The following is a 26732-nucleotide window of genomic DNA, read 5'->3' as shown; positions in this document are numbered from 1 at the left end:
TTTTGTACAAAATTGATCTTTTGCTTGGGTAGAGTGGCGATGAAATGGAGTATTTATCCGTGTTTTTAGATCAATTTGACCATAATATCGTGAAGGACGTTTGCAGCAGCATGTAATCTTCGAGATCCATCCATCAAATGATGATAGATCTCTCGTTTGCAAAGCATCTCTGTGGTGACTTCGCCTTGGAAGAGCTCTTTTAAACTGTGTCTATACAGTCTTTCTATACGTCTATGAGCATGCCGGGCAATTTGTGCATCTTTCTCACTGCCAGCAGGATAGGTTGATAATCCACCAAAGCCTCTCTCTAAGGCTTCGCAACCCGTTAAAAGCTCTTCAAGAATCCTGACCATCTGTTCGTCGGGCTCAACGCCTAGATCGAGCATCTCATTTATGGTGCTTTTACAGTGCGTAATGATCCAATCTAACGCAGCTATTGCACGGTAGATATCTTCGCGGTCTATTGGGGTGGAAAACGATCGATTCAATTGATGTAAATTTCGGATTTTAAGTGCGTCTGCTTGATGCTCATCTGCTGCTAATACTTCTGCGAGATAGGGATTGGGGCTTTTCATATATTGATAGAGGTTTCTGATCGTTACCGTTACCAATGTGCATTGCTCGGTTAGGAGTAAGAAAAAGTCAGGTGGTGTAGGGACAATCCTATTAAGGAGTTTACGAAAGAGGTTTTGTTTACTCTGATCGCTCATATCCAATCCTTTTCAATATCTAAGCAAGCGTAGTAAGGCTCAGCACGCCATAACTAATAATGGAGACAATGCCAGCACCAGGTATGGTGATTAACCAAGTGATACCGATCTCTTTAGCCTTGGACCATCTCACGGCTTTAGCTCTTTCTGCCGCCCCTATACCCATAATGGATGAGGAAACCACGTGAGTTGTTGATACGGGCGCGCCAATCATTGAGGCTAAAAATATAACGCCTGCAGATGAGGCTTGAGAGTTAAATGCATGTAGGGGCCTTATTTTGTAGATTGAGAAGGCTAGGGTTCTAACGATTCGCCAGCCACCCAGTAGCGTGCCTAATGTAATAGAGATGGCACAAACTAGGATTACCCAAAATGGCACTACAAATTCGGATATCTCTCCACTCATTAGTAAGCAGAGGGTTAATACACCCATACTTTTTTGGGCATCATTAGCGCCGTGAGAGAAGGCTAACCCTGCGGTAGTGAACCATTGAGCGCCCCTTAATTCACGATTGATCAAAGGGCTGGCTGCTCGCAATAGATACAGGGTGATTCGTTGCAGTAAAAAGCCTATCCAAAATCCTGCTAAAGGGGATATAAACAGTGCTAGCAGCACCTTAGTAACGCCAGTGATCTGTCCTTGGGCTAATTGTGAAAAACCCCAGAGTACATGTTCTGGCCCAGCTGATACGACAACAGCCCCAACTAAGCCACCAACCAATGCATGTGACGAAGACGAGGGTAGGCCTCTATACCAAGTAAACAGATTCCAAACTGTGGCAGCTAATAAACCGCAGATAACTAAGGATAGGGATAAGTTGCTTGGGAGATCATCTAAAGTAACAAATTTACCAATGGTGTTTGCGACTGCTGTACCGCCAAGCATAGGCCCCAAAAAGGTGAATGTGCCTATAACTAAAATAGCTTGTAGAGGTGTCATTGCATGCGAAGCGATCACCGATGCGATCATATTGGATGCGTCGTGAAATCCATTGGTGAAGTCGAAGACTATAACAATGGCTGTCGCAACTATGAGGAATAGCCAAATTTGATCCATCTAATTTGCTGACTCCCATTAGCTTAAGATTTTTGTAGGCTAATAACTTAATAGTAGTCAGAGAATGGATTTATGGATTTGAAAAGGGCGGGAGAATTTAGTGCATGATCAGAAAACCCATTCCCAAAAGTATGGGAACGGGTTTATGAGTTGAAAATTAGGATAACGCTATACGTTAACAACCCACTTTAGCTTTTTCTCTATAGCTTGAATCATCAGGCCAGCAACGTCTTTACCGGTTGCGCCTTCGATGCCCTCCAAGCCCGGAGAAGAGTTTACCTCTAACAGTAAAGGACCTTTCGCTGAACGAATGATATCTACGCCAGCTACTTTGAGGCCCATAGCCTTAGCTGCTTTAATAGCGATCTTCTTCTCATCTGATGTTGGAACGATAAGGCTCGCTGTACCACCCTGATGGATATTCGCTCTGAATTCGCCAGGTTCAGCTTCACGCTGAATTGAAGCCACAACTTTTCCATCCACTACAAAGCAGCGGATATCTTTGCCGTTGGCTTCTTTTATGAACTCCTGAACGAGAATGTCGGCCTTAAGACTCTTGAAAGCATTAATAACACTCTCTGCGGCTTTCTTGGTTTCAGCGAGTACAACGCCTTTACCTTGAGTACCTTCAAGCAACTTAATGATCAGTGGTGCGCCACCAACCATGTTGATCAGATCATCCGTTTCGAGCGGTGAGTTAGCAAAGCCCGTGATCGGAATATCAATCTTGCTCTCGAAGAGGAGTTGTAGGGAATGCAACTTATCGCGAGATTGAGTAATAGCCCCAGCGGTATTTAGACAATACACACCCATAGATTCAAATTGACGTGTCAGTGCACAGCCATAGAAGGTCATGCTTGGACGAATCCGTGGGATAATTGCATCAAGATCGTTTAGTACCTTGCCGCCACGATAATGAACCTCTGGATTTTCAGCATCCATCTTCATGTAGCAGTGCTTGATATTCAGGAACACCATCTCGTGACCGCGCTCTTCACCTGCTTCCATAATCCTACGATTACTGTAGAGGTTAGGGTTGCTGGCTAATACACCGATTTTCATGCCTTTTTTAGGTGTTTTTTTGCTTAGATAGAGTTCTTTCAACTCATCATCTGCAATATCACCTAAACAAAAAGATTCTTCTGGATCTACAATCAACTTACCCGACATCGCTTCACGGCCTAATAGCATGCGATAGCCCATCGCATCTCTATTGGTCAGGGTAAGTTCAACATCCCAGCTTTGATCGCCAATAGCTAAGCTTGTTTTGATTACATAGCGCTTTTCTGATGTGCCGCTAGAGCTTTTCACACTGCGGCGATCAAATACAGGCGCTTCGCAATGAACTACTGTCTTGCGATTGTCCTGTAATGGACATACATCAAATCTGACCCAAGCAACCCCATCTCTTTGAAATTGTTGGATATTTAAAGCATGAATTGCAGATGTTTTGGCACCAGAGTCGACTCTGGCTTTGATTGCAGGAACGGCAAGTTGAGGGAACTTGCACCATTCTTCAGCGCCGCAGATATTCTTTTCGATTGTCACTCATTTGATCCTCAATAAAGGCATTTGCCTTGTGGTACATGAGTGCAATTTGACTCCTGTTTTAATCAAGAGACAATCTTTTTTTGCGGGTTTTATATGAAATTTTTTAGACGATATTAGAGTGGGTCTGAAATGAAAAGGGCCTAGTGAATACTTGCAATGCTGCTCACTTAAGCTGGAAAGAAAAATGTAGGAGGCCACCCTGTGGCCGATTTTCTCGCTCAGAGGGCTGAGCTCCTACCCAAAATACCGTTAGGAAAACCTTAAGTGAACGGTACTATAGTAATACTATGCCTTAGAGAATTTATTCAGCGGTTAGCTTTTCTAACTGCTTAAACTCTTTGATGCCACTGATCTGGTCTTCTGCGTGGTGGTTTACATATAGAACCGTTGTGTCTCCACTGGCACAGATTTTTTCAATTAACGCCAGTACGAGCTGACGGTTGATATCGTCGAGGCCTAAGCATGGCTCATCGAGGATCAATAAAGTAGGGTGCTTAACCATCGCGCGCGCAATCAACAATAAACGTTGATCACCAAAAGATAGCTGGTTGTATGGTTCGTTGGCACGATCTTCCATACCTAGTAGAGCTAGCCACTGATCTGCGACTTCTTTCTGCTTATCGGTACTCTTCGTGTACATGCCGATACTGTCGTGAAATCCAGAGATAATCACGTTTCTAAGGCTGATGCTTACACGGTATTCCCACTGAAGCGCGGTAGAGACATAACCAATATATTGCTTGATCTGCCAGATGGTTTCACCGTTACCGCGCTGCATACCGAATACAAAGATATCGTTGGTATAGCATTGCGGGTGGTCACCGGTAATTAGGTTCAGCAAACAAGTCTTACCACTGCCGTTAGGGCCGCTTAGTTGCCAGTGTTGTCCCGGCTTAATGGTCCAGTTAAGGCCATCAATAACTTTTGAATCTGCGTAGGCAATTTTAATATCCGTTAAACGCACCAGCGGATCTTCTGGATTCAGTGCTGGTGGACGATCGGATTCGTCTGTAGGTGGCACAGATAGATCAGTCGTTTTTAGGTGTAGCAGTTGATACAGATCGTCATAGGCTTGCTTGTCGTTAATATCAACTGTGTGATGAAGCTCGCCTTTGTCGGTATAAGCCACATGGGTGATGAAATCAGGCATTTCATCAAAACGGTTTAATACCAGAATCATGCCCATTGAATCGACCTTGCTTGCTAGCAGGTCGTGTAGAAGCTTCATAGAGTCAGCATCTAGACCATCGAAAGGTTCATCTAGGATGATAAGGTCTGGATTATTCGCTAGGGCGCGAATTAGCATGATCTTACGCGTTTCACCTGTTGAGAGCTTTCTGAAGCTACGATCAAGCATATGTTCTAGTTTGAACATGCTAACAAGTTGATCGAGTAGTTCAGCATCAAATTCTGGGTAGATCGCTTTACCTTCTTCCAGAATTTCTCTTACCGGTGTGCCTTCACTAATAACATCCATGATATCGGCGTCGTCTTTCTTTAGCTCTCGGGCAATCAGTTCTGCCTGAGCTTCAAAAGAAACAAGTTCGATATGTTTTGGTAGGCCCGCAATAGTACCGCTGACTTTGTCGCCAGCCCCAGCCAAGATTGCAGATAGGGCAGACTTACCAGAACCGTTGGTACCAGTAATCACCCAATGTTGGTTGGGTTCAATTGTCCAATTGATGTTGTTGAGCGTGAAAGACTCACCAAATTCTGCCGTGTAATTCTCAATCTTAATGCTGTTCATAGTCTCTAATATGCGGATCTATCGATTGGGTTTTATAGGAATCTGTTACGGATAAGGCTTAAATTTAGCTAAAAAAAAGCCAAGGCAAAGCCTTGGCTTTAATTTTCTTACAAAAAGAAAATGTATAAATATCAGATAATTATACGATCTTCTTCATGTCAGCCATGTGGCCACGTAGCACTTTACCGATCGCTTCAACTGGGTGAGAGCGTAGTGCTTCGTTAACTTCGATTAGGCGAGCGTTGTCTACGCCAGTATCAGCAAGGTCTAGACCTTTACCGATAACATCAGTTTTGATGCCTTTCATGAAGTCGCCTAGTAGTGGTAGGCAAGCGTGGTTGTATAGGTAGCAGCCGTACTCTGCAGTATCAGAGATAGTTGCGTTCATTTCGTAAAGCTTCTTACGTGCGATTGTGTTAGCAATCAGCGGAGTTTCGTGTAGAGACTCGTAGTAAGCAGATTCAGCGATGATGCCTGCAGCAGTCATAGTTTCGAATGCTAGTTCAACACCCGCTTTAACCATTGCAACCATTAGGATACCGTTGTCGAAGAACTCTTGCTCAGAAATCTCTACATCGCCTGCTGGAGTCTTCTCGTAGTTAGTCTCAGCAGTTTCTGCACGCCAGCCTAGTAGGTTCTTGTCGTCGTTCGCCCAGTCTTCCATCATCACGCGAGAGAAAGTACCGTCGATGATGTCATCTTGGTGCTTGTTGTAAAGCGGACGCATGATAACTTTTAGCTCTTCAGAAAGATCGAATGCTTTGATCTTAGCTGGGTTAGATAGACGGTCTAGCATGTTAGTCACGCCGCCGTATTTAAGAGCTTCAGTGATTGTTTCCCAACCGAACTGGATAAGCTTAGATGCGTAACCAGCATCGATGCCTTCTTCAACCATTTTGTCGAAGCAAAGGATAGAACCAGTCTGTAGCATACCGCAAAGGATAGTCTGCTCACCCATAAGGTCAGACTTAACTTCAGCGATGAAAGAAGACATTAGAACGCCTGCTTTGTGACCGCCAGTACCTACAGCGTAAGCTTTAGCTAGTGCAAGACCTTCGCCTTTAGGATCGTTGTCTTCGTGTACAGCGATAAGCGTTGGTACACCGAAACCACGAACGTATTCAGCACGTACTTCAGAACCTGGGCACTTAGGAGCAACCATGATTACTGTTAGGTCGTCACGGATCTGCATGCCTTCTTCAACGATGTTGAAACCGTGAGAGTAAGATAGGCAAGCGCCTTCTTTCATTAGAGGCATTACAGCTTCAACCACAGGTGTGTGCTGCTTGTCTGGAGTAAGGTTAAGAACTACGTCAGCAGTTGGGATTAGTTCTTCGTAAGTACCAACAACGAAACCGTTCTCTGTAGCGTTTTTCCAAGACTGACGCTTTTCAGCGATTGCTGCTGGACGTAGAGCGTAAGAAACGTCTAGACCACTGTCACGCAGGTTAAGACCCTGGTTTAGGCCCTGTGCACCACAACCGATAACAACCATTTTTTTGCCTTTAAGAGCTTCAACGCCATCGCTGAACTCATCCATAGACATAAAACGACATTTACCCAGCTGTTCTAGCTGCTCACGCAGTGGAAGCGTGTTGAAATAGTTCTTAGACATTTCTACATTCCGTAATAAATAAAAAGTCGGTTAACCGACATGTTTGTTATAGCGCTACTCTAAAAGATAAAGGGTATCGCGTAAAATGATATATATGGTTTGCTCTGTTGCGTTTCTTGCAACGATTAATCCCATACAAAGTGAGGCAATAATAGCGCTTTATTTACAGGTATCCAGTTTAAATAGATGAAAACTGTTCCTGATCACCAAATTTGGCCATAACTGTATGTTTAATAGGCAAAAAGTGGGCTTATTACGATTAATTTTGCATATGCGTGAAATAGTGCTTGCTAAAGGGTCAGGGGATCTATAATATTCGCGCCATATTGATGCGGGGTGGAGCAGCTTGGTAGCTCGTCGGGCTCATAACCCGAAGGTCGTTGGTTCAAATCCAGCCCCCGCTACCAAATTCAGATTAAACCGATTTAGTTAATTCTAAGTCGGTTTTTTCGTTTCTGGGATATGGAAATTTGAGTAGATCAGCTTGGTTGCTCGTCGGGCTCAGCTCTTGTAATCCTGGGCGAAGGTCGTTGGTTTAAATTCAGCCGCCGCTATTAAATTCAGATTAAGCCGATTTAGTTAATTCTAAGTCGGTTTTTTCGTTTCTGGGATATGGAAATTTGAGTGGATCAGCTTGGTAGCTCGTTGGGCTCAGCTCTTGTAACCCCGGGCGAAGGTCGTTGGTTCAAATCCAGCCCCCGCTACCAAATTCAGATTAAGCCGATTTAGTTAATTCTAAGTCGGTTTTTTCGTTTCTGGGATATGGAAATTTGAGTGGATCAGCTTGGTAGCTCGTCGGGCTCAGCTCTTGTAACCCCGGGCGAAGGTCGTTGGTTCAAATCCAGTCCCCGCTACCAAATTCAGATTAAGCCGATTTAGTTAATTCTAAGTCGGTTTTTCGTTTCTGGGATATGGAAATTTGAGTGGAACAGCTTGGTAGCTCGTCAGGCTCAGCTCTTGTAATCCTGGGCGAAGGTCGTTGGTTTAAATTCAGCCGCCGCTATTAAATTCAGATTAAGCCGATTTAGTTAATTCTAAGTCGGCTTTTTCGTTTCTAAACCTCGTTCAAATCATTTAGTTACTGTCCTGCCAAAAATACCGGCTGTCGATAAGCCCCCCAATTGCCATGACTTTCTTCAAAACGACCTGGTAAGGGTTCACCACAGCCAACACAACAGCCAGATTTAAGATTCCACTCTCCTAGTTGGTACCAATCGCGTTCAATCAAACGTAGTCCACAATTGTGGCAGTAGGTTGAGCTACCTGCAGTGTCATGCACGTTGCCCGTGTAAACGTACCTCAGCCCGTTTTTCATCGCTATATGCCTCGCGCGCGTTAGGGTTTCTGCTGGGGTGCGAGGTTTATCCAACATTTTCCAATCAGGGTGAAAAGCAGAGAAATGCAATGGGATGCTGGGGCCAAGATTTTCATAAATCCATTGGGTCATTGCATCGATCTCTTCATCGCTGTCATTTTCATCTGGAATAAGCAGTGTAGTGATCTCAAACCAGACAGAGGTTGCATTATGAAGATACAGAAGGGTGTCGAGTACGGGGGCTAGGCTGGCTCCACAAATCTTTTTGTAGAAACGTTCTGAAAATGCTTTTAGATCGATATTTGCGGCGTCCATATGCTCAAAAAAACGAGGGCGCGCTATATCGGTAATATAACCCGCGCTAACGGCAATAGAGTTAATTTGATATTCATGGCATGCAATCGCAACATCTTCTGCGTATTCGAGAAAGATTACGGGATCGTTATAGGTATACGCAATTGAGCGGCAATGGTGTTCCTGACAGTATTTTGCTAATTGTACTGGGCTGGCTGCATCAGCAAGTTTATCCATCTCGCGGGCTTTGCTCATATCCCAGTTTTGACAAAACTTGCAGGTGAGGTTACAGCCGGCTGTACCAAAAGATAATACGGGAGTACCAGGGAGGTAATGGTTAAGTGGCTTTTTCTCTACGGGGTCTATACAAAAACCGCTTGAGCGACCGTATGTATAAAGATGCATACGACCACCTTCATTACCACGAACGAAACATAAGCCGCGTTGCCCATCCTTTAATTTGCATAAACGAGGGCATAATTCACATTGAATTCTGTTTTGGTCAAGTTCATGCCAGAACCCCACTTCAATCACACTCATACTGGGTTCCTATTTGGGTAATAAATCGATGATGTTTTTAAAACTCTCGTAACTTATTTCTATACTTGAAGGGTAGGACGGCTTGTGATTGTTAGCAATCAAACTGCTATATGTGCTCTTGTGAGATGGGATATACTACGGAGAAGCTTATGAATACTCGTCAGCCAGCAGTGTCCGGTTTGTTTTACCCTGATAATGCTAGAGAATTGGCAAGTGAAGTAGATGCTCTATTGAGACAAGAGCAAAGAGAAGTGATACCGAACTTAAGGGCTTTAATAGTCCCTCATGCTGGGTATATATATTCAGGAAGTGTCGCGGCCGCAGCTTTTAGCTGTATCTCATCAGAAGCACAGTTTAAGAACATTTTATTAATCGGTCCAAGCCATCGAGTAGCATTTCAAGGTATGGCCGTTCCTTTGGCTGATCAATTCAGAACACCACTTGGTAATATCTCTATCGCTGCGGATAGAATCATCGAATTAGTTGATAAAGGCTGGGTTAGTTACAACGACCTAGCACATACACAAGAACACAGTCTTGAAGTCCAGTTGCCATTTATTCAGCAAATCGATATTCAAGCAGATTTAATTCCTGTTGTGGTTGGAAATGCATCGGCAAGTGAGGTTGCCAGATTGATTTTGCCTGCATTACAAGATCCAGAGGTGCTAACGGTAATCAGTACCGATTTGAGTCATTATCATCCTTACGTCAAAGCAAAGTTAATCGACGAAAACACCAATACACGAATTATTGCAGGTGACACAGATATTCGAGGTGATGAAGCGTGCGGTTACATGGGCCTTAATGGTTTACAGTGTGCACTAGCTTCCACAGATTTTAAAATACATCTGCTTCAATCCTGTAATTCTGGAGATAGTGCGGGGGATAAGACTCGCGTTGTAGGGTACGGTGCTTATGCCATCTATTAAATTTAGTCATGAGCAGCAAAAGCTAATGATTGATATCGTTAAAGATTCAATTGCCTCCAAACTTGAACTGCAGTCAAAAAATGAGCCTATAGATTATGATTCAATTTCAAAATTGTCATGGCTTAATAAGCCAGCTGCAACCTTTGTAACTTTAACAATCAATGGAGAGCTACGAGGTTGTATCGGAACATTAGAAGCGCGACAGTCTCTACTTAAAGATCTACAGAGCAATGCTGTGAACGCAGCCTTTTATGATTCTCGTTTTGAGCCAGTTTCTGTAGGTGAATTTGAGACCCTTTCAATTCATATCTCTGTTTTAACGGCTCCAGTAGAATTAAGCGTATCAAATGAGAAAGAGCTTCTAGGTTGTTTAAGGCCAAAGATTGATGGGCTAATAATTAAAGAAAGTGGGCATCGAGCCACATTTCTACCACAAGTTTGGCAACAGCTGCCTACAGCAAAGGTATTTCTACAGCGCTTGAAGTTAAAAGCGGGCCTACCGGTAGATTACTGGAGTGATAATATGAGTTTTTACACTTATCAGGTGGTAGATGTAGTTGTTTGAATATCGAAGTGACTTTTAAAAAGTCGATTTTGCCATGTACATTTAGGCATTTATCCTGGAGCGAATAAAGCTGATCTAGTTAATACTAAGTCGGCTATATCCTTTTGCTTACTTAATTCAGAGTGATTCATTCTTTTGAATTCGGACAACTATTAATAGCCTTATAAATAAAGGATTACCTAAGAAGGGTTTGTCTCATGTTCAATTAATTCTTGTTTACATGCTTCATATTCTTCCTCAGTTACGTCCATAAATCTAACTGTATCTTTTTCTGGGTCTGGGGTTGTTGATCCTGGGAATATCGACATAGGTTGATGGCTATAATGAGCAACATAGCTTTGACTACTAATTAAGAAACCGGTGAAAGCTGCGACATTAATAGACAAGCCATTACCTAACCCTCCAAATTCCTGATCATTGTATAGACCTGTATAAAAGGCATTTGAGATATCTTCGTCATCGGTCAGGTTAGCTGCACCGTGACTACCAACATCAGCGAGTTCCTCTGCTGACCAGGCTGGACAAAGTGATGCTTGTACCACGTCACATGGCGCTATGCCTTGGGGATGATTTTGACTTTTACCCGGTGGATTTAGACCTTTAACCTTAGCAGAACAAGCAATGTTGTAATCGTCTAAAGTTGTACCTTCATCTAATACTAAATCTCCATCCTCAACTGCTTGATCAACTGCTGAAAAGAGGTCAGACATAGGGACAGTGGTTGAGCAAATATCACCTTCAGATGGACATTCTCTAGCCGGTAAAGCTTCTGGACTTACTTCTATTTCACCATAAATTTGTGGTTCATCCGTACCAACATCCTCAGCTTTTGTCACAGAGCAAAAGATATCCGAAGCATATTTTTTAACTGGGCCGTTTTTTCCTTCTTCGAGTATAGGTGCCCAAGTGATGCGAAATTCTTCAGTTTCACCAAATACGCCTGTACATGATAGAAAATCCTGATCAGGCGGGGGAAGTAAATCGTCAATAGGGGTGGGCGTCGAAAATACAGGGGAAGAAACTAGACAAGTACAAATCAGTACAACGAGAGTTTTAATATTCATACTTTATCTCCAAGAGTTAAAGACAACCAGATGAGGTCAGTGGCTCAGCTCGACTTCTGCACATAAACGCTAAATACAATCTTCAAGTGATATAAGTATTAGCCAGAAAGAAAAAGCATGAATGAAAAATATTAATAGCTAGATATAAGCTGTTTAATCTATGTAATCTGTATTTGGGATTAGGCTTTCAAATTCCCGTTGTTGTTTTAGAGCGGTAGCTGAAGCTGCTTTGGATAACTTTTCTTCACTCCACATAGACACTTCTGAAGGCTTCATCCCTTTAGAAACCATAGTGCCATCTCCTGGTCGGGTGATTTCTACCTGCCCATGTTCGTTTTTTATGTATACACCTTTACCTTCAAGCATGGTCACATCCAGCGCATCTGAAAAGATCATACCTCCCCAGAACTCTGTGCCGCGCACCCCAATAGTTGCTAAAGGAGTGTGTATTTCGAATTTAGGCTGTTTTTGTTTGCCAATTGAACCGGTTAAGGTTCTAAAAGCACCTTTAAGCATTTTGAAACTAACATCTGAAGACTGTTTTTTCTTATCAAATTGGTATTTGGATAATTCAAATTGAGTGTTTTCGGCAAGAGATATAGTGGTTTTATCTGCAAGTTTGATTAGGATCTTGCTACCTACAGGAGTGATCAGAACATCTTCAGTAAATAGGGGATCATTCCTTTTGATAAACAGGTGTTGATTCTGACGTTCAACCAAAGGCTTTCCTTGAATTAGGACCACCTTACCAATTTCGTTACTGGCAGCCGCCGGGTTGGCTAAGAAGCAGAGTAATAACAGGAATGAGTATGAAATCTTGGATAGACGTGACATCTAAAAGCTCCATTATCTCTGAGTCAGATTCGCTATGCTACGCATAAGCACTTAGATTTAATTGTTACAGTAATTCGTCAGATAGCAATCAGAACCGCATAAGCTGGCTTTGTAATAAAAGTGCAATATGACCTTATAGTTCCAAGGGACAATTTATTATCTTAATTATATTGTTTAAATTTTAACCTAACAGATTGATTTCATGAAAGGTTGTAAGATTTTTGTCGTTTTATTGGTTTTTGCAGCTTTTCAACTAAATTTACTCTAAACCGCATAAAATTATAGCGTCTTCTGTTTGTGTTACCCTTTGTTAATCCAAAGGAAATTACCAAACAGTTGAGAACGGAATCGTAAACTATGGTCATAATCCCAACTGAGAAAAAATTCGATTGGCGCAGACCACCTTCTGTACTGTTTTTCTTGGTTATATTGAATGCGCTGGTGTTTTTCTTCGCTCAAGATAAAGACGAAGAGATGATTAATGATGCACTTAATCGTTACACAGAACTACAGTATTTCGATGCTGAATGGGAGATGTACCTCAATTATCTCAAAGATGATGGGGTAGCCGATAAGCAGATAGTCGAATATCAAAATCTGTACCAATCTGGGGACACGCTTGAGTTAAGTTACTATTTGCTAAGTGACTTAAATTTCTTTGAATATCTTCGCTATAACCAAGTCCGCTTTAATGAACCTGGAACCGGTGATTATTGGCTTAATCGTACTGAGCTGTATGATCTGATTTCTAGTACAACAATTTTTGGTCATGGTTTAAAACCAAAAGCATTTTCGCCTCTTGATTTGGTTACCTACCAGTTTTTGCATGGTAATTTTTTTCACCTGATAGGCAATATATTCTTCTTAGTCATTTTTGGATTTGCAGTTGAGGCTGCCATTGGTCATCTGCGCTTTTTGCTCTTTTATTTGCTTGGCGGAATCGCCGGTGGGGTACTTTTCTTATTGGTTAATTCGCAAAGTCCAAGCGCTTTAGTTGGTGCCTCAGGTTCAATCTCTGCGGTTATGGCAATGTATTTAGGTGTATTCCGCTTTAGGAAAATTGAATTCTTCTATTGGTTTTTCATCTTTGTTGGATTTATTCGGGCGCCAGCCTTATGGGTATTAGGGCTTTACATTGCTAACGAGCTATATCAGTTTGCCACTGTGACCGACTCTAACGTCGCTTTCATGGCGCATACAGGCGGGTTTGTCGCTGGTGCATTACTGATATTTACGACAATTATGGTTTCCCCAAAAGTCTTGGATGAAGAATACCTAGAAAAAAAGGAAGACTTTGCAGAAGACGTTAAGGCTCGAGACAAGATCTACCATCTATTAGGTAAATTCTCCTTTAAAACAGCTATTTCAGCCATTGATGAGTTTGAAGAAAAGTACGGTTCTGATTTTGAACTGAGGCGCGTGAAGTATGAAATTCTAAAGGCTCAGCATAACGATGATTATCGATCAGTAGCCTTACAGCTTTTAACTTACGAAAAGCCGACTTATGAAGAGCTCGATAAGATTGAAGAGCTATGGCACTGCAGTACGTTTGCTCAAGAAGAACTCAAAAATGATGATCTTCTACAACTTGCTTGGAAAATGGCAACGCTATCTAGCCTTAAAACTTCTGAAGAGATTTTTACCATGCTTTATAGCCGTGGGATGAAAACTGAGGAGTTTAGTCATTTAGCTAGGAAGTTATCCGTGGCATTCGGTGAACGGGAGCATGAGGTAAAATGTAAACGTTATGCAACTGCTGCTGATGAGATCTATGAAAGAAGCCGTCGTGGTTTATTTAATTAGTGGTTAGGGCTTATATGGATTATTGCAAATACCACCCTTTAAAAGCATCTACCTATCACTGTAATGCTTGCCATCTTAGTGTGTGTGATAGTTGTGTTGATGAGCCTGATGAAGACATTCGTTGTGTCCGCTGTGGTGAGCGTTTAGATAGTTTGGGGGCAGGGGAAAATATCGACCCTTTTTGGCGTCGACTTGATCAGGCATTTCGCTATCCCATGGATGCCCAAGTACTGATGCTTATTCTAGGAGCATCCATTTTCTCCGCTGTAGGTGCATTTATTGGTGGATTGATTGGCTTTATTCTTTCTATTTTGGTCGCCGGGGTAACCACTAAATATAGCTTTATGTGTTTACAGCAAACGGCTGATGGCAGTATGAAAGCACCATTAGTAACCGCAGCCTATAGTGGTGGCGTTAAAATGATTATTCATATTATCGCCATCTTTTTGGCAATAGGCCTGATGCTGCTTGCGGTTTCTAAAACATTTGGTGATTTTGTTACAACGGCATTTGCTATATTTTGGTTGTTTTCACTTCCAGCGGTCTTTATCAACTATGCAAGATTTGAAAGTATCGGCGCTGCTATAAACCCAATTGAGTTGATTAAATTGGTGTGCAAATTAGGTCGATCCTATCTCATTTTGCTTGCTTTTTTGTTGATCATGATTGCATCGGTTGCGACGCTCAATCAGCTTTTTTCTGATTTCTATTTCTTTTCAAACATATTGGAAAGCATTACCTCTTATTACTATCTAATCGTGATTTTTCATCTCATGGGGTACCTATTGTTCCAGAAGCAACGTGCTTTAGGTTTTGCTAGCCGGTTTGATGAAGATGAGATGCAGATCCGTACTGACAAACTGCATTTTATGGACAAGGTTGAAGTGCTTACGAAAGAGGGGCGCTTTGAGGATGTTTCATACGAATTTAAAGAGGGTATAAAGCAGTTCCCTAAAGAATTAGATATCTTTAACCGTTATTTTGATTATCTCTGCGCAATCCAAAACTCTGAAGATACTTGTGTCTTTTTCCCGAATTATCTTGAGTGCCTAAAGCAGTCTAATCGGGAATCATTAATTCCAGTTTTGATCCAACGCGTTTATCAATACGACCCTAATTTCAAGTTGAAAGATCCCGCAGCTAGGCATGAGATAGCTAAGAAATGCCATGAGGCTGGCAAGTATAAATTAGCTATTAAATTACTGAATGGTCTGCATCGAGAATTCCCACAGTACGAGGGTAGAGTTAAAGCTTATGAGCTAATGGCTGATGCACTTGAGGCGATGCCAGGTAAAGGACAACAAGCTGAAAAATACAGGGAAATGGCAGCTAAAATGGCTGAAGCAGAGTAAAAACGGCGGTTGTTTTGTTATATTAAAAGGAGCCGAAAGGCTCCTTTATTGTTTTGTTAGTTCATTCGTCGTTCAAGGCCTGCTTGAGCCATGATTCGAGTAGATATCTCTTCAATCGAGAAATTTGTTGTGTTGATCGTTGAAATATTTAGCTTCTTAAACAGTCGCTCAACTTCACGTACTTCGAAATCACACTGATCAAGTGAAGCATAACGGCTATTAGGACGGCGTTCATGACGAATCGCAGAAAGCTGGAATGGATCAATTGTCAGACCGTAAAGCTTATGTTTATGTTCCTCTAGTACTTCAGGAAGGCGATTAAACTCCATATCTTCTTCGGTCAGAGGGTAGTTTGCTGCACGGATACCAAATTGCATCGCCATATATAGGCACGTTGGTGTCTTTCCGCAGCGGGATACACCTACAAGGATGATATCCGCATTGGCGTATTGGCGTGTACGCGCACCGTCATCATTATCGATTGCAAAGTTTACTGAATCTATGCGGTCTTTGTAGCGAGTACGCTCAACGATACCGTGGGATTTACCTACGGAATAATTGGAGTGAGCATCAAGCTCGTTTTCTAGAGGTTTTAGGAAGCTTGAAAAGACATCGATCTTAAAGGCATTCGATTCGGCAATGATATTACGAATATCCTCATTTACGACCGTATCAAAGATCAAAGGGCGAGTGCCATGCTGCTCGGCAACTTGGTTTATTTTTTGGACGGCCTCACGAGCCTTTTCAACGTCATCGATGTAGGGAAGAGTAATCTGTTCAAATTCAATGCTATCAAACTGAGCAAGTAAACTATGCCCCAATGCTTCTGAGGTTAGACCTGTTCCGTCTGAGATAAAAAAAGCTGTTCGTTTCATTGTCTACTTACAATCTGCAACAAAAATATATGGCTGACTATACCAGATGTAGAGCAGGGTTGTGGCTAACATCGGCAGCCATATTTCAGCGATTGGTCATGATTTCATCAATAGTCTGATTATCATCAAAGTAATCCACCATATATGCGCTTTTTTCAGGGGATTTTTGCTGCTGAGTGCAGTAAGATCTCACCATTATTAGAAGTAATAACTATACACCAGAGTAGGAGATATACAGTTGCAGAACTATGTACTGCGCCTAGATCAGGTAGGAATGAATGACGTAGAAAGAGTAGGCGGTAAAAACGCTTCTCTTGGTGAAATGTTACAAGAACTGACTGGTGCGAATGTAAAAGTGCCAAATGGTTTTGCAACTACGGCTGATGCCTATCGTGACTTCCTAACTCATGGCGGTCTAGAAGATAAGATTAACGCCAAGCTTAAAGAGCTTGATACCAATGATATCCAGGCATTAAAAGAGACCGGTAAGACGGTACGTGATTGGATCATGGAAGCAGAATTTCAGCCAGAACTTGATCAAGCTATCGAAGCTTACTGGGCTGATATGTCTGCGGACAACCATGATATTGCTGTGGCGGTTCGTTCTTCTGCAACGGCTGAAGACCTACCGGATGCTTCTTTTGCTGGTCAGCAGGAAACATTCCTAAACGTTCGTGGTCTTGCCAATGTTAAGCACGCGATCAAAGAGGTATTTGCTTCTCTGTTTAACGATCGTGCTATCTCTTACCGTGTACACCATGGTTTCGAGCACAGTGAAGTAGCACTTTCTGCCGGTATCCAGTGCATGGTTCGCAGTGAAACAGGCTCTTCCGGTGTCATGTTTACTCTGGATACAGAGTCTGGCTTTAACCATGTTGTCTTTATAACTTCCGCATACGGCTTAGGCGAAACGGTTGTGCAGGGTGCGGTTAATCCGGATGAGTTTTACGTTTATAAGCCAACCCTAAAAATGGGTGCACCAGCGATTATTCGTAAAACGATCGGTTCTAAAGCAATCAAGATGGTCTACTCTGAGCCGGGTTCAGACAATCCAGTCTCGACTGTTCAAGTCGATCAGGCTGAACGCCAGCAGTTCTCGATCGATGATAACGATGTTCAGCAATTAGCGAAGATCGCCATTGAGATCGAAAACCACTATGGCCGCCCAATGGATATTGAATGGGCTAAAGATGGCGATACAGGCGAGCTATTTGTTGTTCAGGCGCGTCCTGAAACTGTTAAGAGCCGTAGTAATCAGGCGGTGATTGAACGCTACCTTCTTAAAGAAACCAGCCAAGTACTCGTTGAAGGCCGCTCTATAGGTCACCGAATTGGCTCTGGTAATGTACGTATCGTCCATGACATCAACGAAATGGAGAAAGTACAGCCGGGTGAAGTGCTTGTTACAGATATGACAGACCCTGATTGGGAGCCTGTTATGAAGCGCGCTGCAGCTATAGTCACAAACCGCGGTGGTCGTACTTGTCATGCTGCAATTATTGCCCGTGAATTAGGTATTCCTGCGATTGTTGGTTGCGGTGATGCAACGGAACAGTTTGTTAATGGGCAACTTGTGACAGTTTCTTGTGCAGAGGGTGATACAGGTCGTGTTTATGCTGGAAAACTGGATTATGAACACCAGTCTAACAGCGTAGAATCGATGCCTGATCTACCTTTCGAAATCATGATGAACGTGGGTAATCCTGATCGTGCATTTGATTTCCAGGCTTTGCCAAACGCGGGTGTAGGTTTAGCGCGGCTTGAATTTATCATTAACCGCATGATTGGTGTGCATCCTAAAGCGTTGATCAATTTCGATCAGCAGCCTCCAGCGTTGCAACAGACTATCTCTCGCCGTATTTCTGGCTATAGCAGTCCTGTCGATTTCTATGTAGATCGTCTGGTTGAAGGTATTTCTACACTGGCCGCTGCTTTCTATCCTAAGAAAGTGATCGTACGTATGTCTGACTTTAAGTCGAACGAATACGGTCATCTAATCGGCGGTGATGCGTTTGAGCCAAGTGAAGAGAACCCAATGCTTGGTTTCCGTGGCGCTGCGCGATACATCTCTGAAAACTTCCGTGATTGCTTCGAACTTGAATGTCGCGCACTTAAGCGCGTACGTGATGAGATGCAGCTTACAAACGTCGAAGTAATGATCCCGTTTGTACGTACTCCGGGTGAAGCGAAACAGGTTGTTGATCTGCTAGCTGCTAACGGTCTGAAGCGTGGTCAGAACGGTTTACGTGTAATCATGATGTGTGAGATCCCATCCAATGCATTGCTTGCAGACGAGTTCCTAGAGCACTTTGACGGTTTCTCTATTGGCTCTAACGATTTAACTCAGTTAACGCTTGGTTTAGATCGTGATTCCGGCGTTATTGCGCACTTATTTGATGAGCGAGATGAAGCAGTTAAGAAGCTGCTTTCAATGGCGATTTCTGCCTGTAAGAAGCAGGGTAAGTACATCGGGATTTGTGGTCAAGGCCCATCCGATCATCCAGATCTAGCTCGCTGGTTGATGGAGCAGGGAATTAGCACAGTATCTTTGAACCCTGATTCGGTTCTCGATACTTGGTTCTTCTTGGCAAACAATCAAGAAAACTAAAAATGTTATAAATCGTAGCGCTATTAAGGTTTCTTAATAGCGCTTTTTTTCCTATTTTGATATCCATGAAAGTGGTTTTAAATCTGCACTGTATAAAGCCTGATAAAATCCTACAAACAATGCAGTACCAGCCCCAACGAGATGTGCTTCACTAAATACCTCCCATCCTTCAGTTACAAAGACTGTGCCCTGCATAAATATCTCAGTAACCGTTTTAACAGCGATCGCTATCAGCGGTAGCCAAGCGATAAAGCCTATTTCCTCTCTCAACCATTGCCATGCTGCTAAACAGATAACAGTGTAGAGGATCCCCGATAGGCCACTGTATCGCGCTATATCGGTTAGCGGTGATAGTAGATAGATGGATAGGGTAACTAGGCCTGAAATCAATCCATATATGAATAGCTTTCGGTCACGATTCTCTAAATACACTCCTGCGGCGGCAAAGGTTAACAGGTCCCAAAAAAGGTGCTCTGTAGAGCTATGAACAAAATGGGCTGTAATTAAGCGCCAATATTGTTGTTGCTCCGTAATTAGGGCGTAATCAAAGCAAAGCCAAGAAAGCATAGGAAAGCTAAAACTTAGTATTCCGATACTCAAGACACTGACGAACATAGATAAGGTGATCAACGGTGTTTTTGTTGGCTGTTCATTACCATTAAGGCCGCTATATGAATTACAACCGCCCCGAAGGGCAGTTGTGATTGTAGTGAACAAACTCATCATCATTTAGTTCTTTTAGCGCTTAAAGCGACGCATCTGTACAAGTGTGATGACTACAGCGATAAAGATTACTAACCATGGTGAAACGGCACCGCCACCTGAACCTGAGCGTGTTGATGAAACACTCGGTCTAACTTGGCTCTGATTAGCCTGATCTTGAGATTGATCGACAAACATTGGCTGTTGAGTATCTACACGATTCTGCTGAGCGGTAATCGTTTGTTGTGCTCGGTTTTCACGAGCTGTCTGTTCTTTTTCAACGCGTTTTAGATTAGAGCGCTCAATATTAATCGCTTTGAATACTTCGTCTCTAACAACGATCATAGATGTGTAGTCAGTTACCAAGCCATATTCCACAGCGGTATCAACGATCGCTTGCTCAGCATCTTTGTCAGAGCCTAGGTAGTCCATCTCTGCTTGTAGCTCTTCAATGGCTGCATATGCCCATAAACGCTCCAATTCAGGGTTGTCAGTTGCAACGTCAGGTAGATTAAAGCTGGTCTTGTAGGTTTTCTTTTCACCATTGATTGTGCCGGTCAGCTTCACTTCTGCCTTGCCTGGTTTGTAATAGTGTCCAAATAGAGTCATTTGTTGACCGTGGTAAAGGGTATTAGCCAATCGCGGTTTCACCAGCTCTTTGCTTCTTACGCCATCAATCTCGATCTGAATGTCTCGCATAGAAGCATGAGCCATCTTGCCTTTGGCTATCTGGAGCTGACCACTAATATCGTCAGAGTTTGAAATCTGTAGAGCAAAGCCATTGGATACGCGTGTCATCTCTTCTAAAAGAGGACGGTTAGCGCTGTTACCCATAATAAAAGTAAATAGGCGGGCATCATGCTGCTCTAGTAGATCTAGGAATTTACTCTTTTCGGTTGTACCTACATTCGCAACGCCATCAGTAACAAGAACTACTGCAGTACTTCTATCCGCATCAAGTTGATTAATGCCTGTCTTAAGCCCTGCATATAGATTTGTACCGCTATTTGGTTGTACCTGATCTAGACGTTGCAATGTGTCTTTGATTGTTTGTTGATCAGCAGGTAGGTAGCCCTGAGTGAAACTCTGCGCTTGATTGTTAAACAATATGATCTTAAAACGATCATTAGGGTTTAACTGTGTTAGGCCGCTTCGAATACCTTCAATCAAGGATGAGAATTTGCCGTGCATAGAGCCGGAGATATCAAGTACAAACACCCAATCTCGACCTTGAGTCATTACAGGGAGGTCATTACCCGGTGTTAACGTCAGTTTATAAGTGCCTTTGCTTGAATTGACTTCTTTGTAAGCCAGCATATCTACGCTTGCGGGTAGGTTTTCAGCATGACGCCAGTAAAGCAAAATATCTTTATCCAGAGTCATCACAGCGCTCTTGCTATTGGTGACGGTGCTTTCAGTTTCAGTCTGTTCCGACATTTCTGCTTGTTCTATATCAAGCTGCTGTTGGTTGTGAATGTTAGCAGAATTGATCAAGCTAGCTTGCCATTCATAGGCATTAAGTTGTTGGAAGGATGCATTTGGGTGTTTAGGCATTCGTAAACCATCAACGGGATAGCTGGTCCTTAGCTTCACATCAAAAGAAAACTTTTCATTTACCGTTTCGTTGCGATCCCAAAAACTCAGTTTTTGCTCATCAACGCCACCATCTTCAAGAGGGTATACGTATCGACCAATTCCAGTATCGGTCTGGGTATTTTGGAGATAGACCAACTTGATTTTAACTTCTTGATTAGCCTTTACCGGGAATACAGAGATATCAAACGTTTTGTATTGGTCTTTCTCTACGATGGCTGTTTCATTTCCTTTTTGTTTTTCCTGCTCATAGATCTGTCGGGCACGCTGTTTCTCTACGACTTCACCTGTAACAGGTTGGCCATCAATCCAATAACTAAATTCACCTACAGCCGCTTTATCTGGCACTGGGAAGGAGTAAATAGCTTCTAGATCATTCGCGTTAGGGTTATGAAAAACCTGCTCAACTGTTGTGGTTGCGTACATATCTTCAATCACGACATCGACATGGTGTTCTTTGATTTTTAGCTCTTCATACCCTGCATTGCTCGGTTTTAATAGTCCTGCAGCATTACTGTATGGGCTCATCAAAAGAGCACTGCCTAATGCTATCGCTGTGAATAGGCTGCTGCGTTTTAAGTTAGGTGTTGAGTGTGTCATCGCTTGTTCCTCATCTGTTGATGGGAGCAAGGTTGTGATGTTTAGGCGATTGTTAAAATGAAATTCAAATAGGTTTTAAATTAAACAGCTATAAGTATCAAAATATAATACCAAGCTGTTTTATGAACTGGCCTGAAGATTGCTGACAAATAAATCTGAAATAGATTCCTTGTTTTAATGGATTAACATAGGCGCAGTTAAATATGTATATCTCCAGTAGTTATCAGTCTTCTAGCTTAATAGGCACAAATCCGAATGACTCCGGACAAAGTGCCGCTTTGGCAAACTCTAGCCGATCAGCCTCTGTCAGCGGCAATACAGTGTTCTTAACGGAAGAAGCAAAACAGCTAAGCGAATCTGAGTCTGTTTATACTCTTAGCACTGCAAAAGGTGATAAAGAGTACGATTTAGACACTTACTTCCAAGCGAAGCCAGCCCATGAAGGAGATATTTTCGATATTGAGGGCTTGTTGCTGCCAAATGAGCAGAACGTTAGCGCGTTACAGAAACACCTTTCAAAAGTGTTCCCAGATTTCTTGTCCCGCCACAACATTCCAGAAGCACCTAAATCGATCAATTATGACGGTAAAGGGCAGATCGTTTTGCCAGCTGATTACCCTTATGCCGATGAGCTTAAACAAGCCCTGAAAGAAGAACCAGCTATCGCTAAAGAGCTAAGCACTGTTAATGCTTTAGCATCACACCTCACGGCTTTCAAAGAGCTGGAGCCATTCCGACAAGAGATGGATAATGTTAATTCACAAGCAGAGATAGAAGCCATTATCGACAAATACAGTTATCTGCTGGGTGATAATCGACAGTACCCGTCAGTTGAGCTCTCTTTCTCAGAAGAAGGGAAGCTAACGGTAACCAGTGAAGGCAGTGCTTTGGTTTAACTTGGTAGGCAAATACCAAGCAAGACTATTACTATTTAGAGATCTTTTTAAATAGCGAGTATTGCCATTGGCGGATGGCTAGCACCATGGTCGTACCACTTTTTTTCTGTTGAGGGGCAGAGTGGTCTTCCTGCATTAGTTCGTTAAATTCTGCAGCGAGTCGCTCCATCTTTTTTTGCAGACGTGCGTTGGAACTATCGGTCAGGATGGCATTAGTCACGATCAGTTTTTCGTTGGCTTTATCAAAACGTGAGCTAAAGAAGTCTTGCTCGACCTTTTCTTGGAAAAACTGCTGAATTGGGCCATTAGGTAGCCAATGGAAATTAGGGGCAACTAAAAGCTTTACGCGGTTCCCGGGCAGTAGATCGATAATCTTAAGGCGATCTAGCTTAGCTAGTTTTTGAATGCATTCTGTTTCTGGAATGTCATAAGCATTAAGGATGTCAGAGAACGTCATTCCACTGATCACGCTGACTGTTATCAATAGCAAAATCAGATCATTCGCGATCTCTTTTTCTTGGTCTCTGGTTAATTGAGTCAGTTGGCACTGATCTTTACTCATCTTCTGTACAAGCTCAGATAGCTCGATATTAAGAATGTCGCAGATAGCTTCTAGCCGAGTAAGGGTAAAATTCTTTTCAGCAAAAAGTCGCTTTACAGACGCTTCACTTAAATCAAGAGTTTCGGCGACATCTAGGTATGTTTTACCTTGAGCTTTAAGTTCTCGTTTGAGTGTATCTATCAGTGGTCCAACTTGCGCCATAATTTATTCCTTAAGTTATGCTCACAGCGATCTTAACCGAAGCGCTTTATATATTCACGATAATCAATTGGTTATTACGGCTCTTAAACATTAACTCTTGTCTAAACTATTAAGTATCACGCGTATTAGATTTGAAAATCGGGGTGGTTTAATGAGATTAGGGTGGGCCTTAGGCTTATTTTGCGTTGCTTGTAACTACCTGTATGCAGATTCTGATTATGCTAGAAACAACATTCAGTTTTTAACACACAACCTCAAAAAGTCAGTATTTAAAGATTACTCAGGTGAAATTAGAGGTATCGAGCACGCAGGTCGTCGAGCATTTAACCTTGAATTAGTTAGAGCAATGTCTGACGTTAGAAAGCTACGTTTCGAGCCTGTTGAAGTACCTTTTTTAAGAGGTGTTGATCTCGTAAAACAGGGACCTAACTATGCAATCTTCAATATAAGCCGAAATGAAGAACGCGAGAACCAGTTTAAGTGGGTTGGTCCATTACAATCAGATAGTGTTCAGTTCTTTAAAAATACCCGATACCCCAAGCAACTTACTTCTTATCTAGAATTTACAGAAGAGGTCAGAGTTTGTGTGCTTCGGGGCAGTAGGCACGAGAAAATCCTAAAAGCTGAGACTCCTGTGTTGATCTTAGTTGCTAATAGCTACAACAGCTGTTTTAGACTGCTTGCTGAAGGGCGGGTCGATTACACGCCTGTTTCACTGCACGAGGTATCGAATGTTTTCAAAACCAGCGGTGTTTCGGAAAAGATCATCAAAAAGACGCCAATCGTTTTATATCGAAGTGAAGGTTATATCGCTTTTTCAAAACAGACTCCTGATGAGGAGATCGCTGAATGGCAGAGTGCATTAGACCAGTTAAAAAAAGACGGTGAATACGATCGATTGGCAAGTCAGTATTTATACCCCAGAGAATAACGTATACATCCTTCATTATTCTGTTGTAGATTATTCTCCAAAGTTACTTACATGATGCTAACTTCATGTAATACAACATCTATTCTTAGGGTTCTTTTATGTCAAAAACAGTCTTAATTACAGGTGCTAGCCGCGGTATAGGTTTGTCTTTCGCCGCGTTATACCAATCCAAGGGGTATAAGGTTTTTGCTGCGTGCCGTACCTGTTCTCCTGAGCTGAAACAGCTAGGTGTTGAAGTCATTGATGAAGTTGATGTTGCAAAGAATGATGGATTAGAGAAGTTAAAAACGGCTTTAACGGGCATCAAAATTGATCTGCTGATTAACAATGCCGGTATTTTACGTAATGAGATTCTTGGCAATTTGAATGTCGAAACCATTCGCGATCAATTTGAAACAAATGCATTAGCGCCTTTATTGGTAACGGAGACGTTGCTAGATAATTTATCAAATTCAGCAAAAGTAGCGCTAATTACAAGTCGCATGGGATCTATCAGTGATAATACCAGTGGCGGTCGATATGGTTACCGTATGTCGAAAGCCGCTCTGAATATCGCGGGTATGTCCTTAGCACGCGATCTGGAACCAAGAGGTGTAGCCGTTGCGATCTTGCACCCTGGACTAGTCGGAACAGAAATGATTGGTGGAGTAGGCGATATAACACCAGATCAGGCTGCGGAAAGACTGTCTCAGCGTATTGATGAGCTTAATATCGACAACACAGGCACATTCTGGCATTCAAACGGTGAAGTCTTACCTTGGTAAGTAAAACCTAGTTATTTAATATCTGGTGCTTTTCGAGTAACCGATATAAAGATGAACGTGAAGTCTCTAATATAGATGCAGCAACGGTCACGTTATTGTTAGCGTGCCTTAATGCATTAAGAATTGCAGCTTTTTCAGCTCTACTTTTAGCTTCTTCTAATGGCATGAGACGGCGTTCATCTTCTCTTCTATCTAGCCCCATATCTTTGGCCGTAATAATCATGCTGTCAGACATTATTGCAGCATTACATACCCGATTTATTAGTTCACGGATGTTACCTGACCAGTGGTTTTGAGCCATTAATTGCAGTGCACATGAACTAAATTTCTTTTTCTTGAGGTCGTTATCTTTGGTGTATCGATCCAAATAGTATTCTGCGATCAGTTTGATATCTTCAGAACCTCTGGACTGTAGATTAGGTACATCGAGTGGTAGGACATTGAGGCGATAATATAAGTCTTCTCGAAATCGCCCATCTCTAACGGCTTCTTCAAGATTTACATGGGTAGCTGCAATTACTCGAGCGTCTGCATGGATTGTTTTGGTGCTTCCTAGACGTTCAATCGTTTTAGTCTCTAGAAAACGCAATAAAATAACTTGCATGTCTAAAGGCAAATCACCAATTTCATCTAAGAATATGGTGCTATCGTGCGCTTCTTCAAAACGGCCTATGCGCCTTGAATCAGCCCCTGTAAAAGCACCTTTCTCATGCCCGAAAAGTTCTGACTGTATAAGAGTGGCAGGCAGGGCAGCACAGTTGACGGCAATAAAGGGTTTGTCGTTTCGGTTTGAATGTTCGTGGATGTACTTAGCAAAAAGCTCTTTACCTGTACCGCTTTCACCTATGAGTAAGGCGGGTGCTTCAACTCTAGCTGCTTTAGAGCATTTTAAAAGAATCTCTTTAAAGACAGGGCTTTCTCCAATCAGACACTGATTGTGCTTTTTGTAGGCAGACGTTAGCGCTTTGTTTCTTAATTTAGTCATACCTAGCGCATGGCCAAGAATGATGCCCAGCCTTTCAATTTCAACCGGATAGGTATGGTAATCAAAACAATAATGACTAATTAGTGAGGTTATTTGTGGGTTGTCTATAAATGGCTTAGGTAATAGAAGGATCCAGAGAATATTTTCGTCATAGCTAAATATCTCTTTGAGTTCTTCCAGTACCTTATCATCGAGGAAATGACAGGCTGCGATCCCTAGTTGAAAACGTTTTGATGCCATCATTTGTTTGGCGCTTTGAGCATCTGTCGCAGCCAGGACATGGTTATTTAGAATGCGAACATTTTCTAGTTCAGGCAGATCATGCTTATCTTCTCCTCTTGGCCTGAAATAGAGAATATGACTGCCATCGTGAGAAGTTTTTTCTAAAGGCGCGGTGGCTGTGGAGGCAGTATAAGCATCACATTCGAGTTGTTTTTCCATAAGGTTCGTCCCGTGTCTTATCTTCCTTGTGATCAAGCGAGCACTAAAGCTAAAACAACTGAGGCAAACTCAAACCCAATAAGCTCTGAAACCACAGAAGATCTCTGTAGTATTTGACGATATTTGCTCGATTATTTCCTTCCACAAGTAAGCATTGATGGCAAACAGGAGCCTGTCAATTAATCACCAAGAAAAACA

Annotated in this window: 21 protein-coding genes, 1 tRNA gene and 1 pseudogene; 9 read left to right on the top strand and 14 right to left on the bottom strand. The window is 42.4% G+C overall.

Features of this window, described 5'->3' with window-relative positions; all coding sequences use genetic code 11:
* Positions 1-65: 65 nt before the first annotated feature.
* The 6 genes and pseudogenes from ACMXYP_RS08885 to ilvC all read right to left on the bottom strand — a co-directional run bounded on the left by ACMXYP_RS08885 (position 66) and on the right by ilvC (position 6680).
* Positions 66-710, bottom strand: a complete 645-nt coding sequence (locus ACMXYP_RS08885) for a DUF47 domain-containing protein (RefSeq protein WP_415881277.1) — start codon at positions 708-710, stop codon at positions 66-68.
* Between the two features lie 19 nt (positions 711-729).
* The gene (locus ACMXYP_RS08880) at positions 730-1767 is read right to left on the bottom strand and encodes an inorganic phosphate transporter (protein ID WP_415881276.1); all 1038 of its coding nucleotides are present in this window, start codon (positions 1765-1767) and stop codon (positions 730-732) included.
* Between the two features lie 168 nt (positions 1768-1935).
* On the bottom strand, positions 1936-2829 hold the full coding sequence (gene rimK, locus ACMXYP_RS08875) for a 30S ribosomal protein S6--L-glutamate ligase (protein ID WP_415884656.1): 894 nt from the start codon (positions 2827-2829) through the stop codon (positions 1936-1938).
* Positions 2830-2958: 129 nt separating this feature from the next.
* Positions 2959-3315 (bottom strand): annotated as a pseudogene (locus ACMXYP_RS08870) (ATP-dependent zinc protease); the annotation flags it as partial.
* A 304-nt stretch (positions 3316-3619) separates the two neighbouring features.
* Complete coding sequence (modF, locus tag ACMXYP_RS08865) at positions 3620-5065, bottom strand: molybdate ABC transporter ATP-binding protein ModF (protein WP_415881275.1); 1446 nt, start codon at positions 5063-5065, stop codon at positions 3620-3622.
* Between the two features lie 139 nt (positions 5066-5204).
* Positions 5205-6680, bottom strand: coding sequence for a ketol-acid reductoisomerase (gene ilvC, locus ACMXYP_RS08860; RefSeq protein WP_415881274.1), 1476 nt, complete (start codon positions 6678-6680; stop codon positions 5205-5207).
* A 330-nt stretch (positions 6681-7010) separates the two neighbouring features.
* Between ilvC and ACMXYP_RS08855 the strand changes: the two genes are divergently transcribed.
* Positions 7011-7087: transfer RNA gene (locus ACMXYP_RS08855), tRNA-Met, on the top strand.
* A gap of 671 nt (positions 7088-7758) precedes the next feature.
* Here ACMXYP_RS08855 and amrS read toward each other — a convergent pair.
* The gene (amrS, locus tag ACMXYP_RS08850) at positions 7759-8829 is read right to left on the bottom strand and encodes an AmmeMemoRadiSam system radical SAM enzyme (RefSeq protein ID WP_415881273.1); all 1071 of its coding nucleotides are present in this window, start codon (positions 8827-8829) and stop codon (positions 7759-7761) included.
* A 149-nt stretch (positions 8830-8978) separates the two neighbouring features.
* Here amrS and amrB point away from each other — a divergent pair, with 149 nt between their 5' ends.
* Together amrB and amrA are read left to right on the top strand one after the other, a co-directional pair.
* A complete protein-coding gene (gene amrB, locus ACMXYP_RS08845) occupies positions 8979-9758 on the top strand; it encodes an AmmeMemoRadiSam system protein B (RefSeq protein ID WP_415881272.1) in 780 nt (259 codons plus the stop codon).
* The gene (gene amrA / locus ACMXYP_RS08840; RefSeq protein WP_415881271.1) at positions 9745-10323 is read left to right on the top strand and encodes an AmmeMemoRadiSam system protein A; all 579 of its coding nucleotides are present in this window, start codon (positions 9745-9747) and stop codon (positions 10321-10323) included. Before amrB ends, amrA begins: the two co-directional genes overlap by 14 nt.
* Positions 10324-10502: 179 nt before the next feature.
* On the opposite strand, the gene ACMXYP_RS08835 is transcribed toward amrA, so the two are convergent.
* Together ACMXYP_RS08835 and ACMXYP_RS08830 are read right to left on the bottom strand one after the other, a co-directional pair.
* Entirely contained in the window at positions 10503-11387 is an 885-nt protein-coding gene (locus ACMXYP_RS08835; RefSeq protein ID WP_415881270.1) for a hypothetical protein, read from the bottom strand.
* Positions 11388-11540: 153 nt separating this feature from the next.
* Positions 11541-12221 (bottom strand): FecR domain-containing protein, encoded by a 681-nt coding sequence (locus ACMXYP_RS08830; protein ID WP_415881269.1) that lies wholly within the window; start codon positions 12219-12221, stop codon positions 11541-11543.
* A 357-nt stretch (positions 12222-12578) separates the two neighbouring features.
* On the opposite strand from ACMXYP_RS08830, the gene ACMXYP_RS08825 reads away from it, so the two are divergent.
* Positions 12579-14024: a rhomboid family intramembrane serine protease gene (locus ACMXYP_RS08825; RefSeq protein WP_415881268.1), complete on the top strand. Its 1446-nt coding sequence runs from the start codon at positions 12579-12581 to the stop codon at positions 14022-14024.
* Between the two features lie 14 nt (positions 14025-14038).
* The gene (locus tag ACMXYP_RS08820; RefSeq protein ID WP_415881267.1) at positions 14039-15376 is read left to right on the top strand and encodes a hypothetical protein; all 1338 of its coding nucleotides are present in this window, start codon (positions 14039-14041) and stop codon (positions 15374-15376) included.
* Between the two features lie 56 nt (positions 15377-15432).
* On the opposite strand, the gene ACMXYP_RS08815 is transcribed toward ACMXYP_RS08820, so the two are convergent.
* Complete coding sequence (locus tag ACMXYP_RS08815) at positions 15433-16251, bottom strand: pyruvate, water dikinase regulatory protein (RefSeq protein ID WP_415881266.1); 819 nt, start codon at positions 16249-16251, stop codon at positions 15433-15435.
* Between the two features lie 238 nt (positions 16252-16489).
* Here ACMXYP_RS08815 and ppsA point away from each other — a divergent pair, with 238 nt between their 5' ends.
* The gene (gene ppsA / locus ACMXYP_RS08810) at positions 16490-18859 is read left to right on the top strand and encodes a phosphoenolpyruvate synthase (protein WP_415881265.1); all 2370 of its coding nucleotides are present in this window, start codon (positions 16490-16492) and stop codon (positions 18857-18859) included.
* A 51-nt stretch (positions 18860-18910) separates the two neighbouring features.
* Here ppsA and rrtA read toward each other — a convergent pair whose 3' ends face one another.
* Both rrtA and ACMXYP_RS08800 read right to left on the bottom strand, forming a co-directional pair.
* Positions 18911-19588: a rhombosortase gene (gene rrtA / locus ACMXYP_RS08805; protein ID WP_415881264.1), complete on the bottom strand. Its 678-nt coding sequence runs from the start codon at positions 19586-19588 to the stop codon at positions 18911-18913.
* Between the two features lie 9 nt (positions 19589-19597).
* Positions 19598-21754, bottom strand: coding sequence for a VIT and vWA domain-containing protein (locus ACMXYP_RS08800; protein WP_415881263.1), 2157 nt, complete (start codon positions 21752-21754; stop codon positions 19598-19600).
* Positions 21755-21957: 203 nt separating this feature from the next.
* Between ACMXYP_RS08800 and ACMXYP_RS08795 the strand changes: the two genes are divergently transcribed.
* Entirely contained in the window at positions 21958-22650 is a 693-nt protein-coding gene (locus tag ACMXYP_RS08795; RefSeq protein ID WP_415881262.1) for a hypothetical protein, read from the top strand.
* 31 nt (positions 22651-22681) lie between these two features.
* Here the strand turns inward: ACMXYP_RS08795 and ACMXYP_RS08790 are convergent, their stop codons facing one another.
* Positions 22682-23413 carry a helix-turn-helix domain-containing protein gene (locus ACMXYP_RS08790; protein WP_415881261.1) on the bottom strand — a complete coding sequence of 244 codons (732 nt, stop codon included), beginning with the start codon at positions 23411-23413 and terminating at the stop codon, positions 22682-22684.
* A 151-nt stretch (positions 23414-23564) separates the two neighbouring features.
* On the opposite strand from ACMXYP_RS08790, the gene ACMXYP_RS08785 reads away from it, so the two are divergent.
* Together ACMXYP_RS08785 and ACMXYP_RS08780 are read left to right on the top strand one after the other, a co-directional pair.
* Positions 23565-24344, top strand: coding sequence for a substrate-binding periplasmic protein (locus ACMXYP_RS08785; RefSeq protein ID WP_415881260.1), 780 nt, complete (start codon positions 23565-23567; stop codon positions 24342-24344).
* Positions 24345-24442: 98 nt separating this feature from the next.
* Positions 24443-25108 carry an SDR family oxidoreductase gene (locus ACMXYP_RS08780; protein ID WP_415881259.1) on the top strand — a complete coding sequence of 222 codons (666 nt, stop codon included), beginning with the start codon at positions 24443-24445 and terminating at the stop codon, positions 25106-25108.
* Between the two features lie 7 nt (positions 25109-25115).
* Here the strand turns inward: ACMXYP_RS08780 and ACMXYP_RS08775 are convergent, their stop codons facing one another.
* Positions 25116-26534: a sigma 54-interacting transcriptional regulator gene (locus ACMXYP_RS08775; protein ID WP_415881258.1), complete on the bottom strand. Its 1419-nt coding sequence runs from the start codon at positions 26532-26534 to the stop codon at positions 25116-25118.
* Positions 26535-26732: the final 198 nt, after the last annotated feature.

The organism is Neptuniibacter sp. QD34_54 (assembly GCF_047778055.1).
Classification (GTDB): Bacteria; Pseudomonadota; Gammaproteobacteria; order Pseudomonadales; family Balneatricaceae; genus Neptuniibacter.
The sequence above is the reverse complement of the archived record's forward strand: the minus strand, read 5'-3'. Positions and strand labels throughout refer to the sequence as shown.